Source organism: Sphingopyxis sp., from assembly GCF_965279755.1.
Lineage (GTDB): Bacteria > Pseudomonadota > Alphaproteobacteria > Sphingomonadales > Sphingomonadaceae > Sphingopyxis.
Map to the genome: position 1 here is coordinate 2907939 of NZ_OZ257261.1, position 15219 is coordinate 2923157.

Sequence of the window (15219 nt, forward strand, 5' to 3'; positions counted from 1 at the left end):
TTGCTACACCGGGCAGGGGTAGCGCTTTCGCATCAGCCCGTCGAATGCCGAATAGATGGACGTCGATTTGCGCAGCTGCGGCGGATAGCTGCGCAAATGCGCCATCCATTGATCGGGGGTCAGCGAACCGCTCTCGGGTGGGCAACTCGTCGTCTTGCGGCCGGCCTTGCGCTCGGCGTCGATCCGCGCCTTGTAGCGCTTCCCTGCCGCGACGACCTGGCCCTTCAGATATTGGGCTTCGGGTGTTGCGATCGCCAGCGGACCCAGCCGCTCGATCGAACCGGCGCGCGCGAGGAATGCCGCGACGCTCATGTCACCCGGCGCCATGCCGCACAGCATCACACCTGCGCCAAGCGCCGCCAAGGCCGATCTGGTCCGCATGCTCACTCTGGTCATGCGGACCAAAATCGTGCCGAATCAATGAACAAGGTCTGAATCAGACGCCTTGCGGATTGGCATCGCCAAAGGGACGCGGCTTGCGCTTGATCTGCGGCAGACCGCCCGCATGACCCGACACGGGCGTGCCCGACTTGTCCTGATCATTCTCGCGGCCAATGTCTTCGCCCTTGATCGCGCGCTTTGCCTCTTCGCCCGACAGCGTCTCATATTCGAGCAGGGCACCGGCAAGCAGGTGCAGTTCGTCGAGATTGTCGGTAAGCACCTTGCGCGCGACCTTCTCGCCTTCCTCGACGAGACGGCGAACCTCGGCGTCGATCAGCTTGGCGGTCTCTTCGGACATATTCTGCGCACGCGACACGCTGTGGCCGAGGAACACCTCGTCCTGATTGTCGCGATAGCGCAGCCAGCCGAGCTTTTCGGACATGCCATATTCCATGACCATCGCGCGCGCCATGTCGGTAGCCTGCTGGATGTCGTTCGACGCGCCGGTGTTCAGCTCGTCGTTGCCGTAGATCAGCTGTTCGGCGATGCGGCCGCCGAAGCAGAGCGCGAGGCGCGCCTTCATCTGCTTCATATTCTGCGAATAACGGTCGCGTTCGGGCAGGTTCCACGTCACGCCCAGTGCACGGCCGCGCGGGATGATCGTCACCTTGTGCAGCGGGTCGTTATGCTCGACGTGCAGCGAAACGAGCGCGTGGCCGGCTTCGTGATAGGCGGTGGCCTTCTTTTCGTCTTCGGTCATCACCATCGAACGACGCTCGGCGCCCATCAGCACCTTGTCCTTCGCTTCCTCGAATTCGTTCGAGGCGATCAGGCGCTTGCCCCTGCGCGCCGCGAGCAAGGCCGCCTCGTTGCAAAGGTTGGCGAGGTCGGCGCCCGAAAAGCCGGGCGTACCACGCGCGACGCGGCGCAGATCGACATCGGGCGCCAGCGGCTTCTTGCGCGTGTGAACCTCGAGGATCTTCTGGCGGCCCTCGATATCGGGGCGCGGCACGACGACTTGGCGGTCGAAGCGGCCCGGACGCAGCAGCGCGGGATCGAGCACGTCGGGGCGGTTGGTCGCGGCGACGATGATGATGCCTTCATTGGCCTCGAAGCCGTCCATCTCGACAAGGAGCTGGTTCAGCGTCTGCTCGCGCTCGTCATTGCCGTTGCCGAGGCCGGCACCGCGATGGCGGCCGACCGCGTCGATTTCGTCGATGAAGACGATGCACGGGGCATTGCGCTTGGCCTGCTCGAACATGTCGCGGACGCGCGACGCGCCAACGCCGACGAACATCTCGACGAAGTCCGAACCCGAAATGGTGAAGAAGGGAACGCCGGCTTCACCCGCGATGGCGCGGGCGAGCAGCGTCTTGCCGGTGCCCGGCGATCCGACGAGCAGCGCGCCCTTCGGAATCTGGCCTCCGAGTTTCGAGAATTTGGTCGGATCCTTCAGGAACTCGACGATTTCCTCCAGCTCCTCGCGGGCCTCGTCGATGCCGGCAACGTCGTCGAAGGTGACGCGGCCCTGCTTTTCGGTGAGCATCTTCGCGCGCGATTTGCCAAAGCCCATCGCCCCCGAACCATTGTTCTTCTGCACCTGTCGGAAGACGAAGAAGGCGATGCCGAGAATCAGCAGGAAGGGGAGCGCCTGAATGAGCAGATAAACCCACACATTGCCCGTATCGACCGGCTTGCCGTCATATTTGACGCCATTTTCATTCAGCATCTTGAGCAGGTCGGGGTCGCGCACGACGTTCGCGGTAAAGCGGTCGCCGTTCGACAGCGTGCCGGTGACGCGATCTTCCGAAAGGACAACGTCCTTGACGGCGCCTTCCTGCACTTTCTGGCGGAACTCGGAATAGGCGAGCGTGTTGCCTGTCGGCTGCGACGCGCCCCCGAAGACCGAGGCGACGAGGAGCATGGCAAGCAAGATGCCGCTCCAGATCATCACGCTCTTCATCCAGGGGTTGCCCTGCGGTTCCTTGTCGTCCTGCATCGGAAACTTTCCAAATATCGCGCCCGGTCGCGCATCACCCGATAATGTAGGACAATCGGGTTAAATGACAATGAGCCAGATTGTCCTATTTACCGGCTTTCCGGCGCGGCGCAGCGGAAATACGCCAGATCGTGCGCTCAAGCCCCGGCACGGCGTCGATCAGCAACGCGCCGACCATCGCGCGGCGCCCCTCCTTCATCGCCGCAATCACGCCGTCGAGCGAGGCGCCGCGGACGCGGAGCTGGCTGTCGTTGGCGCGCAGCCGCTGCGTCACGACGCGGCGGAAGATTTCTGGCGGGTAATTTTCGTCGCGGATCACGGCGATGTCGGAGGCGTCGGGCCAGGACGCGATCAGTCGATCGACGGCCCAGTCGATCGCGTCGTCCGCCTCGGCGAGCCAGCGCGCCGACCGCGCTGCAGCCTCGACGTCGAGCGTCGTCTGCGACCGCAGCGCGTGGCGCAGCCGCGCGCGGTCGAACCGGTCGTCGGCGTTCGACGGATCGTCAACGAAGGGAATGTCGTTGTCGAAGGTGATACGCACCAGCTCGTCGCGGCGCCAGTCGAGCAGCGGTCGCACCACGAAACCATTGCGCGCGCGGATCGCCGCGAGCCCGCCGACGCCGCTCGCGCGATTGAGCCGCATGACCATCGTTTCGAGCTGATCGTCGGCGTGATGCGCGGTCAGGATATGCGCGATCCCGTTCGACCGGCGCCAGCCCTCGAGCAGCCGGTAGCGCTCGCTGCGGGCTGCCGCCTGAAGCGATCCCTTGATCGGCACCTGCGGCAGCAGGGTGTCGTGCGGAATATGCTCGCGCGCGCAAAAGCCCGCGACCATACGCGCTTCCTCGTCGGATCCCTGGCGCAGGCCGTGGTCGACGGTCGCCGCCCGAACCTGTCCGGGCAGCAGGCTCGCCATCAGCCAGAGCAGGGCCATGCTGTCGGGGCCGCCCGAAACCGCAACGCCATAATGGAGCCGCTGCCAGTCGGGCCCGGCAAGTGCGGCCAGGTCGCGCCCGAGCCGTTCGACGGCCTCGCCGCTGTCAGCAGCCTGCTTTTGCTTTTGCGGCGGCTGCATCGGTGCGGACATCCTGCGGGGCCTTGTCCCCATAGACTTCGTCGAACTCGCGGAACGCCTTGCAGGCATCGGCCTTGCGACCGAGCTTGTCGAGCGCGACACCCATATACATCAGGCTGTGTGGCGCACGCGGGCCGCTCGGACGGTCCTTGTAATTATTGTAGAAGGCAACCGCCGCCAGGCTCGGCTTTCCCTCATCCATATAGGCGCGGCCAAGCAGGTTCTGCGCATAGCTCGCCTGATTGCTCTTCGGCCATTTGGTGACGACCGTCTTCAGCTGCGTCTGCGCCTCGGGATAGAGTTTCGCGGTCCATAGGCGGAAGCCGTAGTCATAGGCGTCCTGCTGCTCGTTGCCTGATGAAGGAATTTCGACCTTTTTGACCAGTGCAAGGCGCGCCGCGTCGGGGGTCGTCGGTTTCGCCGGCGTTGTGGCCGGTTTTTTGGTCGGCGCCGCCGCAGCCGTCGTCGATACGGGCGTCGTCGTCGGCCTGGTCGTCGGCGCGATCGGAAGGCTGGCGGGCGTCGCGCTCACCGTATCGGTCGCAGGGGCGAAGCGCTTGTCCATCTCGGTCTTGTAGGCCGCGAACTGCTTTTCGAGTTCGCGGAGCTGATAGGCGTTCTGTTCGGTCTGCCCCGTGAGTGTCTGAAGCTGCGATTCCAGAGCATCGACGCGCGCGGTCAGGTCGGCGACCGGCGTCGAGGCCTTGGCGCGCTCACCCGGCGTGTTGTCGGGGGTTATCTCGCCTTCGAAAAAGGTCGGAGCGCCGCCCGGAAAAACCTGACGCTGGACGGCGCGCATTTCCTTTTCCAGCCGGTCGACGCGCTTGGTGACCGTCGTGTCCTGTGCGTCCGCCGCGGGCGCTGCCGCGGCGATGGCCATTGCGGCCGCACCCAGAAAGATCACGGAGTTATTCTTCATATGCCGATCGGCCCCCACACAAGTTAACCAGTTTGATCCCGCCATTCATAACGCCCGAAACAGCGGACGCGCAAACCCATTTCGGCGCGCCGCCGTTTCCGTTCGTCGGGATGCGGGCGTTCAGCCCTTGGTTTTGGGCACCGGTGTTGCGGCCGGAGCGGCCGTGGACGCGCTGCCTTCGGCGCGCGCGACCAGGTCGGCGGGTTTCAGCGAAATGCTCTTTACCAGCGTGTCGGCCGCGCCGATCGCGCCGACGTCGCGTCCGCCGACGGTGATCTTGAGCGCTTGCGGGCGGCTGGTGCGCAGCGTGAACTGTTCGATATAGGCGGCGGGGACTTCGTAGGTCTCGCCCGGATCGAGCGTGCGCCAGTTTTCGGTTTTGCCGGCGGCGTCGTCGAATCCGATCCAGACCTCGGTCGATCCCACCGCCGAGAGGACGACCGGCGCATTCGCCGCGACCGGCGCCCCGGTCTTCGTCGGCGCGGTTTTGGCGGCGGCGACTGCAGCCGGGGCTTCGGACGCTTCGGCGGCCTGATTCTGCGCGGCGATCAGCGCCTCGTCGGGCTCGACCGAGAGGAAGCGCCACACACCATAGGCGGAGGCCAGCAGCAGCGTCACGATGACCAGCGTCCAGGTCAGCCGCGCAGTCGGCAGGCGGGCGGGGTCGGTGGGCTCATAGGCTTCATAGGCCGGCCGCGAGCCATATTGATCTTCTTCGAGCTCCTGACGGATCGACGCCGCAACATCGGCCTCGGGCAGGTCGATCGCGCGGGCATAGGCGCGCGCGAAGCCGGTCACGTACGTGCGACCGGGCAGTTCCGAGAATTCCGACTTTTCAATGGCTTCAAGGTGTCTTTGGGTAATTCGTGTGCGCGTCGCCACATCGGCGAGCGACAGGCCGGCGGCCTCACGCGCCAGTCGCAGCTTGTCGCCGGTGCGCGTAATCGCCAACTCGCCCTGTGTCGGGGCGGTTTCCTCGTCTGCCATCGCTGTCTCCTTGCCGGCCGATGCAACCCGGTTCGACCGCGCGGGGCCGTTCATCGCATTGACGGCGCGGGAAAGTCAAACGAAGTTCGGTAAATGACCGGTTGAAAAGATGCGGATATGAGGCTGGTCGAAGCGGTCGGGAGCATCGGCCTGCACAGGCCGAAAGACGGGCGCCTCTTATCCACTAGTCATGGTTGACGAATCGCTGCGTTTGCATATTCTCCCGGCCAACTTGCGGCCGTCGGGGGGCGGCTGCGGGGGGAGCAGAAATGCCGGAAAGGCCCCGTTGTCCACTGGCGGGGCCTTTTTGACGTCTGGCGATAGGCGAATGGCCACCGTCGGGCGGCCATCAAACCTCAGAGCACATATTTGCTGAGGTCGGTGTCGCCGACGATGTCGGCTAGCTGGCGGTCGACATAGGCAGCATCGATATCGAGCGTCGTGCCGCCGGCGTCTTCGGCGGTGAAGCTGATTTCCTCGACCAGCCGCTCCATGATCGTCTGGAGACGGCGCGCGCCGATATTCTCGACCTTTTCGTTCACGTCCGCGGCAAGTTTGGCCACGCGTGCGATCGCATCGCCCGAGAAGTTCAGCGTCACGCCCTCGGTGCCGAGCAGCGCCACATATTGTTCGGGCAGGCCCGCCTTGGTCTCGCTGAGGATGCGGACGAAATCCTCCTCGGTGAGCGCGCCGAGCTCGACGCGGATCGGCAGGCGGCCTTGCAGCTCGGGAAGCAGGTCGCTGGGCTTCGCGACATGAAAAGCGCCCGAGGCGATGAAGAGGATATGGTCGGTCTTCATCGGCCCATATTTGGTCGCGACGGTGGTGCCCTCGATCAGCGGCAGCAGATCGCGCTGCACCCCCTCGCGGCTCACCGAGCCGCCGCGCACGTCGCTCACCGCGATCTTGTCGATCTCGTCGAGGAAGACGATGCCATTGGCCTCCGCATCGGCGAGCGCAACGCGTGCGACGTCGTCCTGATCAAGGCGCTTGTCCTGCTCCTCCTCGATCAGACGGGTGGCGGCTTCGTGCACGGTCAGCTTGCGGCGCTTCTTGGGCGGGCCGCCCATAGCCTTGCCGAGCATGTCGGACAGGTTGATCATGCTCATCTGGCCGGGCTGGCCGGGCAGTTCGAAATTCATGCTGGGCGCGTCGGCAACCTCGATCTCGACCTCGCTATCGTCGAGATGGCCTTCGCGGATGCGCTGGCGAAAACTCTGGCGCGTCGCCTCGCTGGCGCCCTTACCGGTGAGGGCATCGAGAAGCCGTTCCATGGCGGCCTCTTCGGCGGCGGCGCGCACGGCTTCGCGGCGGCGTTCCTTTTCGAGCCGCACCGCTTCCTCGACGAGGTCGCGGGCGATCTGTTCGACATCGCGGCCGACATAGCCGACCTCGGTGAATTTGGTCGCCTCGACCTTGATGAAGGGCGCGTCGGCGAGCTTCGCGAGGCGGCGCGAAATCTCGGTCTTGCCGCAGCCCGTCGGGCCGATCATCAGGATATTCTTGGGGCTGACCTCGTCACGCAGATCGGGCGAAAGCTGCTGGCGGCGCCAGCGGTTGCGGAGTGCGACGGCGACCGCGCGCTTCGCTGCATTCTGGCCGATGATATGCGTGTCGAGGGCGGCCACAATGGCCTTCGGAGTCAGGTCCTTGTTCATTTTTACTTCCGGATTTCGATGGTTTCGGAGGTGAACTGATCGTTCGTATAGACGCAGATGTCGGCGGCGACTTCCATCGCCTTGCGCGTCAGCACCTCGGGGTCTTTTTCATAATCGACGAGCGCGCGCGCTGCCGACAGGGCATAATTGCCGCCCGACCCGATCGCGGCGATGCCGCCCTTGGGTTCGAGCACGTCACCGTTGCCGGTTATGACGAGCGTGACCTCCTTGTCGGCGACGATCATCATCGCCTCCAGGTTGCGGAGATATTTGTCGGTACGCCAGTCCTTGGCGAGCTCGACCGCGGCGCGGAGCAACTGGCCATTGTGGCGCTCGAGCTTGGCTTCGAGGCGTTCGAAGAGGGTGAAGGCATCGGCGGTCGCGCCCGCGAAGCCGCTGATCACGCTGCCGTCGTGGAGGCGGCGGACCTTCTTCGCATTGGGCTTCATCACCGTCTGGCCCATCGAGACCTGGCCGTCGCCGATGATGACGACCTTGTCGTCATTGCGGGCCGAAAGGATGGTGGTTCCGTGCCAGGGCGCGGCACTTTGCGCGTGGGGATTGGTCATGCGGCGGATATGGGAGATGCGGCGCGGGGCCGCAAGGGGAGGGCGCTATCGGCTTAGTGCGACGGGTTGTTCGCGAGATATTCGACGATCGCCTTGACCTCCTGCGCGCGGCCGCGCGGGATGATGAGCACATCGTCGCCATGCGTCACGACGACCAGATCGGATACGCCGACGACCGCGATACGCCGGCCGGTTTCGGCGCGCAGATAATTGCCGGTCGCGCCGATCGCTATCACATCGCCGATGCGGACGTTGCCCGCATCATCCTTGTCGCCAAGGTCGTGCAGTGCGGCCCAGCCGCCGACGTCGGACCAACCGGGATCGACCGGCGTGACGACGACGCGATCGGCGCCCTCCATCACTGCATAGTCGATCGAGTTCGAGGGGCTGGCGAGAAACGCCTCCGGCTCGGGATGGATTGCCGCGCCGTCGTGCCGCGCGTTCGCTGCGGCTTCGGCGCATGATGAAGCCATGGCGGGCTGCTGCCGCTCCAGTTCGGCAAGGAACCGGTCTGCGCGCATCAGGAAGATGCCGGCGTTCCAGTAGTGCCCGCCCTCGGCGAGCATCGCCTCGGCGCTATCGCGGGGCGGCTTTTCGACGAAGCGCCGGACGGCGTGGACGCCGGGAACGCCATCGACCGGATCGCCGGCGGCGATATAGCCATAGCCGGTTTCGGGATGCGAGGGCGCGATGCCGAAGGTTGCGAGCGCGCCGGCATCGACCGCAGGCCGCGCGGCCTCGATCGCGTCGAGGAAGGCGGGCACGTCCGTCATCACATGGTCGGCGGGCATGACGAGGATCGTCGCGGCGGGATCGTCGGCAAAGGCGGCGAGGGCGGCAAGCGCAATCGCCGGCGCAGTGTTGCGCGCTGCGGGCTCGACGATGATCCGCGCGTCGGTCACGCCAGCTGCCGCCAGATCGGCCTCGACGTGCGCGACATGCGCGGGGCCGCAGACGATTAGCGGCGCGGCGAAGCGGTCGCGATCGACGGCGCGGTCGAGCGTTTGCAGGAACATGCTGCCGCTGCCGGTCAGCGGCTGGAATTGTTTCGGCGCGCTGCCGGTCGACACGGGCCAAAGGCGTGTGCCGGAACCGCCGGACAGGATGACGGGGACGATGATGCTCATATCGAACCTTTAGGGGATGAAATCAGGCGGGCCAACTCAGCAACGCACGGGCTCCCGGCGCCAGCACGATGCCGCCGGCGCGATCGGTCACCACGCATTCGCCGAGCTTCACCGGCTCGCCGTCCATGGTGCAGCCTTGTGACAGCGGCGTGAAGGTAAAGTCCGCGCTTTCCTGCGGGAGATGCGCACCGGCATCGGGGCCGGAAAGGTGGAGCAGGCGGAAATGCGGACCATCGACGAGCAGGCGGTTGTCGCTCGCGGCGACTGTGCCATCGCGGGCGTCGCGGCGCGGCGCAGTCTCGGACACCGCGAGGCCGGCATCGAGATGCAGTTCGCGGGGGCGGCCATAGTCATAGAGGCGATAGGTGCAGTCGACATTCTGCTGCACCTCGACGACGGTCAGTCCCGCGCCGATCGCATGGATCGTCCCTGCCTGATTATAGATGAAGTCGCCGGAGGCGGCCGGGCGCCAGTCGATCATGTCGACGATCGATCCATCGATCGCGGCGTCATGCAACGCCTCGCGCGTCGTCGCGGCGACGAGGCCGACGCCCAACTCGGCATCGGGTTCGGCGCCCAGCACGAGCCAGCATTCTTCCTTGCCGCGCGGATAGCCGGCCGCCTGCGCGGCCACATCGTCCGGGTGGACCTGGATCGACAGGCGTTCCGAGGTGAAGAGGAATTTGACCATGATCGCGGCATCATCGCCGGCTGGATGCGCGAACCAGATCTCGCCGATGCGCCGGCCGCCGAAATCGCCGAACTCGGCCGGAATATCCGTGCGGCCCCATGGCTTCTCGACGACAAGTGTCTGAAGGCGCGTCAACATTCGCTGTTCATGTCGGCCCGCCTCACGGGCGTCAAGCGAAGATAGGTCAGGCCGCCCGGTTGAGGCGGCTGCCACCGGCCGGACCCGGCTGATCGAGCCAGAGTCCGCGCGTGTCATAGACGATCTTGTCGCCGCGCTCTTCGATCGGGATCGATTTGAACAGGTCGTGGTCGACGAGAACGATGAGCAGGTCGCAGCTGGCGAGCGCGCTGTCGAGGTCGATCAGTTCGGCGCCGGTGCCTGCGAACTCCATCGGCAGGCCGCGGGCATAGGGCTCGACGATCCCGATCTGCTTGCCGAAGCGGCGTGCGAGCGCGGCCGCAACCTCGACCGCAGGGCTTTCACGGAAATCGTCGATGTTCGGCTTGAAGGCGAGGCCGAGGCAGGCGACCCGCGCCTCGGGATGCTGCGACACGAGCATTTCGGCGGCGCCGATGACGTGGGATGTCTTGGCGAGATTGACCTCGCGCGCGGTGCGGATCAGGCGGCTGTGGTTCGGCGCGCCATGAACGAGGAACCAGGGGTCGACCGCGATGCAATGGCCGCCGACACCGGGGCCGGGCTGGAGAATGTTCACGCGCGGGTGGCGGTTCGCGAGGCGGATGACCTCCCAGACATCGACGCCCATATGCTCGGCCATCATCGACAGCTCGTTGGCGAAGGCGATGTTGACGTCGCGGTAGCTGTTCTCGACCAGCTTCACCATTTCGGCGGCGCGCGCCGAGGTGGTGACGCAGGCGCCGCGGACGAACTGGCGATAGAAGGTCATGGCGCGGCGGGCGCAGCGCGGCGTGATGCCGCCGATGCAGCGATCGTTGTCGACCAGCTCGACGAGGATGCGGCCGGGCAGCACGCGCTCGGGGCAATAGGCCACGAAGATGTCGGCGGCGCCGGTGCAGGCGCCGGGGATTTTCAGGTCGGGCCGGAGCTCGGCGAGCAGCGCGGCGACCTTTTCGGTCGTGCCGACCGGCGAGGTCGATTCGAGGATGACCAGATTGCCCGCCGCCAGCTTGGGCGCGATCGCGCGCGCGGCCGAAAGGACATAGGCGATGTCGGGGCGATGCTCGTCGTCGTGCGGGGTCGGGACGGCGATGACGAAGACGTCGGCGGGTGCGACTTCGGTCGAAGCGGTGAGCGCGCCGCGCGACACGACGCCCTGAACGAGGCCGTCGAGATCGACTTCCTCGATATGCACCTTGCCGTTGTTGACGGTATCGACGACATGCTGGCTGACGTCGACGCCGGTCACCTTGCTGCCCGAGCGTGCGATCAGCGCGGCGGTCGGCAGGCCTATATAGCCGAGGCCGAGGACGGTGACATTCTGGTCGTTATCGATGGGCACGCGCAACAATCTCCGCAATTCGTGTCGCCGCGCGGCCGTCCCCGAAGGGATTATGTGCGCGGGCCATGGCATTATAGGCGGCTTCATCGTCCAAAAGGCTGAAAATTTCCGAAACGATGCGATTTTTGTCGGTGCCGACGAGCCGCGCGGTACCCGCCTCGATGCCTTCGGGCCGCTCGGTCGTCTCGCGCATCACCAGCACCGGCTTGCCGAGCGAGGGGGCTTCCTCCTGCACCCCGCCGCTGTCGGTCAGGACGAGGGTCGAGGCGCCGAGCAGGCGGACGAAATGCGGATAGTCGAGCGGGTCGATCAGCGCGACATTGTCCAGCGCGCCGAGGATCGGCTCCATTGCGCTGCGGACATGGGGGTTCGGGTGGACAGGAAAGATGACGGCGACGTCGGGGCGTGCCGCGATCCCTGCGATGGCATCGGCGATCGCTTTCATGCCGTCGCCGAAATTCTCGCGGCGGTGCGAGGTGACGGCGATGATCCGTTTGCCCGCGAAGCGGTCGACCAGCGGGGCGAGGCCTGCCGCCAGCGCCGGCTCCTCGTCGATCCGCGCCTTGGTTGCCAGCAAGGCATCGATCACCGTGTTGCCGGTGATATGAATCTGATTCGCTGGGACATTTTCGGCGCGCAGCGCGGCCGAAGCGGTTTCGGTCGGGGCGAAATGCAGGTCGGCGACCGCGCCGGTCACCTTGCGGTTCACCTCCTCGGGCCAAGGATGATAGATGTTGCCGCTCCGCAGCCCGGCTTCGACATGGCCCACCGGGATCTTGCGGAAATATGCGGCGAGCGTCGCCGCCATCGTCGTCAGCGTGTCGCCATGAACGAGGATGCGGTCGGGCTGTTCGCGGTCGAACGTTTCGCCCAGCCCGGTGACGAGCCGCCCGAGCAGGGCGTCGAGCGACTGGTTCGGCGTCATGACGTCGAGGTCGACGTCGGGGACGATTCGCGCGATTTCAAGCACCTGATCGAGCATCTCGCGATGCTGCGCGGTCACGCACACCCGTGCGTCGATACCCGGCGTGGCGTGGAGCGCGTGGACAACGGGGAACATCTTGATCGCCTCGGGCCGTGTGCCGAAGACGGTAACGATCTTTGTGTCGGGGGAGGCGGAGGGCATGCGGGGGTGTAATCCTGACATTGGTTTCGGCCGTTCTAGCACAAGAGGGTTGAACAGCGCTTAACTGCTTGCTCGCGGCTGATTTCAGGCGTTCGGGCGCATTCTTCCTTGACCTTGGATGGTATGTCATGCACCCGCACAACATTTGTCGGCCAAGGCCGATGCCCGAAAAGCGTGCCCGCAGGACGAAATCCCCCCTATGTCGTTCCTAGCCAGATTCAAACGTCGCCCGCCGGCTCCGGCGCGGGAGCCCGCTAGGATTCCGGATGGTGAGCGCGTCTATGCTATCGGTGATATCCACGGCCGCGACGATCTTTTTGCCGACCTGCTCGACCGCATCACGGCCGATTGCAAGTCGCGAGTGCAAGCCACTACGACGCTGATTCTCCTCGGCGATCTGGTCGATCGTGGCCCGTCCTCTTCGTCGGTGGTCGAGCGTGCGATGGCGATCGGTGCGCCCTTCGACCATGTCCGGATGCTCGTGGGCAACCATGAGGAAGCCTTTCTCGCCGCGCTCGGCGGCGACATCCAGCGACTGCGCTATTTCGTCCGCATCGGCGGCGATGCGACGATCCGCAGCTATTGGCACGACGATGCCTCTTATGCAGCGGCGACATTCGAAGAAGTGGCAGCCCGGCTGCCGGCAATCGTGCCCGAGCGGCACTCCCGCTTTCTGGCTGGCGGCGAGGATATGATCCGGATCGGCGACTATGTCTTCGTTCATGCCGGGGTTCGCCCCGGGCGCGCGCTTTGCGACCAGAAAATCAAGGATTTGCGCTGGATTCGCGATGAATTCATCTCGGCAGAACCCGACTGGGAAGAAACGGTTGTGCACGGCCACACGATCTCGAAGCAGGTGGATATCGGCCGCAACCGGATCGGAATCGACACGGGCGCCTATGCCAGCGGCACTTTGACCGCTATCGGGCTGGAAGCGGGACAGCAGTGGATCATCGATACCGCTGACTGACCGATGTTGTATAGGGTACCGGGCGCCGCGCCATTTCTGGGTTGAGAGACGAATGATTTCCAAAACGCTGAACGTGTTCAAGGCCGGCGCGGACGAGGGGAAGGCCAGCCTCTTCTACCTGCTGATCGCGGTTTTCCTTTTCCAGCTTTTCTGCGGTGGTGCACCCAACACGCCGACGATCAAGTTCCAGATCGGCCTGTTCCTGTCGCTCGCGCTGCTGGCGGTCGCGCTATGGGAAGGCGCCTGGAGCACGCTGCTCGCTCGCGACAAACTCCTCGCGCTTGCACTCGTCGGGCTTTGGCTGGTGCCGCTTGTCCAGATCATCCCGCTGCCGCCGGGAATCGCCGACGCGCTGCCGGGGCAGCGACTGGAGCAGGGCATTCTCGATTATGTCGGTCGCGGCGATCTGTGGCGTCCGATGACGACCGATCTGGGCGCGACGCAATTCTCGATCCTGACGCTGGTCCCGGCGACCGCGGTATTCCTCGCGGCGTTGGTCATCGGTCCCGAACAGCGCAAGCTGCTGCTAAGGATTGTGCTTGTGGTCGCGTTTCTCGCGGCGTTCGTGGCCTTTTTCCAGTTCGTTTCGGCCGGTACGACTTTCGACTTCTACAAGACCGCACACAAGGGCTTCGGCATCGGCTTCTTCGCGAACCGCAACCATCAGGCGGACTTCATCGTGATCGCGATGCTGCTCGCCGCCGCGCTGCTGATCCGCGATGCGAAGGATCGGCAGGCGCGATTGATCGGGCTGGCGCTTGTCGCGATCCTCGCTTTCGCGGCGGTGATGGCGACCTTCTCACGTGCTGGCATGGCCTTTTTCCTGCTTGGCTTCATCGCGGTCGCGATTGCCGCGACGGGGCTGCAGCGCATCCGGTGGCTTCCCGCGCTCGCGGCGGTTGTCGTCATCGCCGGGGTTGGCGCGGCGGTGGCGAGCACGCACCAGTTCGAACGCTTCCTCGCGCGCCTCGATACGGCGGCCGATGATCAGCGGTTCGAATATGCGGCGCAGAGCATGCCGATCATCGGAGATTATTTCCCGGCCGGATCGGGAATGGGCACCTTCGTTCCCGTTTACGAGAAATATGAGACGATCGACCGGGTCGTGCCGAACTTCGCGAACCATCTCCACAACGACTATCTGGAGATCATCATGGAGGGCGGCCTTCTCGGCGCGCTGGCGCTGCTGGTCGGGCTTGCCGCGATCGGGCGGCTGGCTTTCCGCAGCCTGCGCGATCCGCTGCGGTCCTCCGGTCTGCCGGGTGCGGCGGCGGCGATCGGGGTCGGCTTTCTGCTCCTTCACAGCATTATCGACTATCCGCTGCGGACGCAGGCGCTCGCCTGTCTGTTCGCCGTGCTCGTCGTCCTGATGCTTGCACGCGGCGAGGGGGCTTCCGGACGGAGCCGTTCGCGCGCCTGAAACACGCCGTCGTCCGCCCGCGAAACGGGACCGGACGAGGCGCGTAACCACCGCATTTGACGTTGCTTAAGCCAATTCGCCCCGCTAATGGATCGGATATTATGACCTTGCGATTTTCCCCGATTTTGCTGGCCGTTTCGGCTTCTTCCGCCATGATTCTCTCGGGTTGTTCGAATGGCCCGACGCCAGCCGGGGTCGGGACCTATAACGTCATCAGCGATGCAGGCGTCTCGCCGGCGCCGGCCGATTACCGGATCGGTCCGCTCGACGTCCTCAAGATCACTGTCTTCCAGGAACCCGACCTGTCGGCTGACGAAGTTCCGGTCGATGCCAGCGGGAACATCCTGCTGCCGCTGATCGGGCAGGTCACCGCCGCGGGCAGGACCGGCAGCCAGCTTTCCGCCGACATTGCCGATCGCCTTGGGTCGCGCTTCCTGGTGGATCCGCAGGTTTCGATCATCATCGTGAAGTCGGTGGCGCAGCGCGTGACGGTCGAAGGCTCGGTCGAAAAGCCCGGTGTCTATCAGATCGAGGGCTCCACCTCGCTGCTGCAGGCGATGGCGCTGGCCTCGGGCCCCAGCCGCGTTGCCAAGACGAGCGAGATCATCGTGTTCCGTACGGTCGACGGCAAGGTCTATGCCGCGCAGTTCAACCTCGACCTCATCCGGCGCGGCACCCAGCCGAATCCGCAGATTCTGGGTGGGGACATCGTTGTTGTCGGTCGCTCGGCGCTCAAGGGGCTTTACAAGGATCTGCTGGAAATCGCGCCGCTCCTGACGACTACCTTCATCCAGATTTGATCCACCGGAATTCTAGG

14 protein-coding genes are annotated in these 15219 nt (G+C 65.1%); 3 read left to right on the forward strand and 11 right to left on the reverse strand.

Annotation, left to right across the window (positions count from 1 at the left end; translation table 11 throughout):
* Positions 1-3: 3 nt before the first annotated feature.
* From ACQY80_RS14270 to wecB, 11 genes are all read right to left on the reverse strand, one after another.
* Positions 4-381, reverse strand: coding sequence for a hypothetical protein (locus ACQY80_RS14270; RefSeq protein WP_428680954.1), 378 nt, complete (start codon positions 379-381; stop codon positions 4-6).
* A gap of 55 nt (positions 382-436) precedes the next feature.
* On the reverse strand, positions 437-2380 hold the full coding sequence (gene ftsH / locus ACQY80_RS14275) for an ATP-dependent zinc metalloprotease FtsH (RefSeq protein ID WP_428680956.1): 1944 nt from the start codon (positions 2378-2380) through the stop codon (positions 437-439).
* Positions 2381-2465: 85 nt separating this feature from the next.
* Positions 2466-3467: a tRNA lysidine(34) synthetase TilS gene (gene tilS / locus ACQY80_RS14280; protein ID WP_428680958.1), complete on the reverse strand. Its 1002-nt coding sequence runs from the start codon at positions 3465-3467 to the stop codon at positions 2466-2468.
* Positions 3421-4374: a tetratricopeptide repeat protein gene (locus tag ACQY80_RS14285; protein ID WP_428680960.1), complete on the reverse strand. Its 954-nt coding sequence runs from the start codon at positions 4372-4374 to the stop codon at positions 3421-3423. Before ACQY80_RS14285 ends, tilS begins: the two co-directional genes overlap by 47 nt.
* Positions 4375-4494: 120 nt before the next feature.
* A complete protein-coding gene (locus ACQY80_RS14290; RefSeq protein WP_428680962.1) occupies positions 4495-5361 on the reverse strand; it encodes a helix-turn-helix domain-containing protein in 867 nt (288 codons plus the stop codon).
* A gap of 356 nt (positions 5362-5717) precedes the next feature.
* Positions 5718-7019, reverse strand: coding sequence for an ATP-dependent protease ATPase subunit HslU (gene hslU / locus ACQY80_RS14295; protein WP_428680964.1), 1302 nt, complete (start codon positions 7017-7019; stop codon positions 5718-5720).
* Positions 7020-7021: 2 nt separating this feature from the next.
* Positions 7022-7588 carry an ATP-dependent protease subunit HslV gene (gene hslV / locus ACQY80_RS14300; protein WP_428680966.1) on the reverse strand — a complete coding sequence of 189 codons (567 nt, stop codon included), beginning with the start codon at positions 7586-7588 and terminating at the stop codon, positions 7022-7024.
* Between the two features lie 53 nt (positions 7589-7641).
* Complete coding sequence (locus ACQY80_RS14305; protein WP_428680968.1) at positions 7642-8715, reverse strand: mannose-1-phosphate guanylyltransferase/mannose-6-phosphate isomerase; 1074 nt, start codon at positions 8713-8715, stop codon at positions 7642-7644.
* A 22-nt stretch (positions 8716-8737) separates the two neighbouring features.
* Positions 8738-9544, reverse strand: coding sequence for a class I mannose-6-phosphate isomerase (locus ACQY80_RS14310; RefSeq protein WP_428680970.1), 807 nt, complete (start codon positions 9542-9544; stop codon positions 8738-8740).
* A gap of 46 nt (positions 9545-9590) precedes the next feature.
* Positions 9591-10886 (reverse strand): UDP-N-acetyl-D-mannosamine dehydrogenase, encoded by a 1296-nt coding sequence (gene wecC / locus ACQY80_RS14315; RefSeq protein WP_428680972.1) that lies wholly within the window; start codon positions 10884-10886, stop codon positions 9591-9593.
* Positions 10873-12012: a non-hydrolyzing UDP-N-acetylglucosamine 2-epimerase gene (gene wecB, locus ACQY80_RS14320; RefSeq protein ID WP_428680974.1), complete on the reverse strand. Its 1140-nt coding sequence runs from the start codon at positions 12010-12012 to the stop codon at positions 10873-10875. The genes wecC and wecB overlap by 14 nt, the downstream gene beginning before the upstream one ends.
* Before the next feature lie 145 nt (positions 12013-12157).
* Here wecB and ACQY80_RS14325 point away from each other — a divergent pair, with 145 nt between their 5' ends.
* From ACQY80_RS14325 to ACQY80_RS14335, 3 genes are all read left to right on the forward strand, one after another.
* Positions 12158-12982: a metallophosphoesterase family protein gene (locus tag ACQY80_RS14325; RefSeq protein WP_428680976.1), complete on the forward strand. Its 825-nt coding sequence runs from the start codon at positions 12158-12160 to the stop codon at positions 12980-12982.
* A 52-nt stretch (positions 12983-13034) separates the two neighbouring features.
* Positions 13035-14402 (forward strand): O-antigen ligase family protein, encoded by a 1368-nt coding sequence (locus tag ACQY80_RS14330; protein WP_428680978.1) that lies wholly within the window; start codon positions 13035-13037, stop codon positions 14400-14402.
* A gap of 152 nt (positions 14403-14554) precedes the next feature.
* Complete coding sequence (locus ACQY80_RS14335) at positions 14555-15202, forward strand: polysaccharide biosynthesis/export family protein (protein WP_428680980.1); 648 nt, start codon at positions 14555-14557, stop codon at positions 15200-15202.
* Positions 15203-15219: the final 17 nt, after the last annotated feature.

Bases quoted from the DNA above. Each gene is read 5' to 3' on its own strand.
- ACQY80_RS14270 (WP_428680954.1), bottom strand. From the start codon at position 381: ATGCGGACCAGATCGGCCTTGGCGGCGCTTGGCGCAGGTGTGATGCTG.
- ftsH (WP_428680956.1), bottom strand. From the start codon at position 2,380: ATGCAGGACGACAAGGAACCGCAGGGCAACCCCTGGATGAAGAGCGTG.
- tilS (WP_428680958.1), bottom strand. From the start codon at position 3,467: ATGTCCGCACCGATGCAGCCGCCGCAAAAGCAAAAGCAGGCTGCTGAC.
- ACQY80_RS14285 (WP_428680960.1), bottom strand. From the start codon at position 4,374: ATGAAGAATAACTCCGTGATCTTTCTGGGTGCGGCCGCAATGGCCATC.
- ACQY80_RS14290 (WP_428680962.1), bottom strand. From the start codon at position 5,361: ATGGCAGACGAGGAAACCGCCCCGACACAGGGCGAGTTGGCGATTACG.
- hslU (WP_428680964.1), bottom strand. From the start codon at position 7,019: ATGAACAAGGACCTGACTCCGAAGGCCATTGTGGCCGCCCTCGACACG.
- hslV (WP_428680966.1), bottom strand. From the start codon at position 7,588: ATGACCAATCCCCACGCGCAAAGTGCCGCGCCCTGGCACGGAACCACC.
- ACQY80_RS14305 (WP_428680968.1), bottom strand. From the start codon at position 8,715: ATGAGCATCATCGTCCCCGTCATCCTGTCCGGCGGTTCCGGCACACGC.
- ACQY80_RS14310 (WP_428680970.1), bottom strand. From the start codon at position 9,544: ATGTTGACGCGCCTTCAGACACTTGTCGTCGAGAAGCCATGGGGCCGC.
- wecB (WP_428680974.1), bottom strand. From the start codon at position 12,012: ATGCCCTCCGCCTCCCCCGACACAAAGATCGTTACCGTCTTCGGCACA.
- ACQY80_RS14330 (WP_428680978.1), top strand. From the start codon at position 13,035: ATGATTTCCAAAACGCTGAACGTGTTCAAGGCCGGCGCGGACGAGGGG.
- ACQY80_RS14335 (WP_428680980.1), top strand. From the start codon at position 14,555: ATGATTCTCTCGGGTTGTTCGAATGGCCCGACGCCAGCCGGGGTCGGG.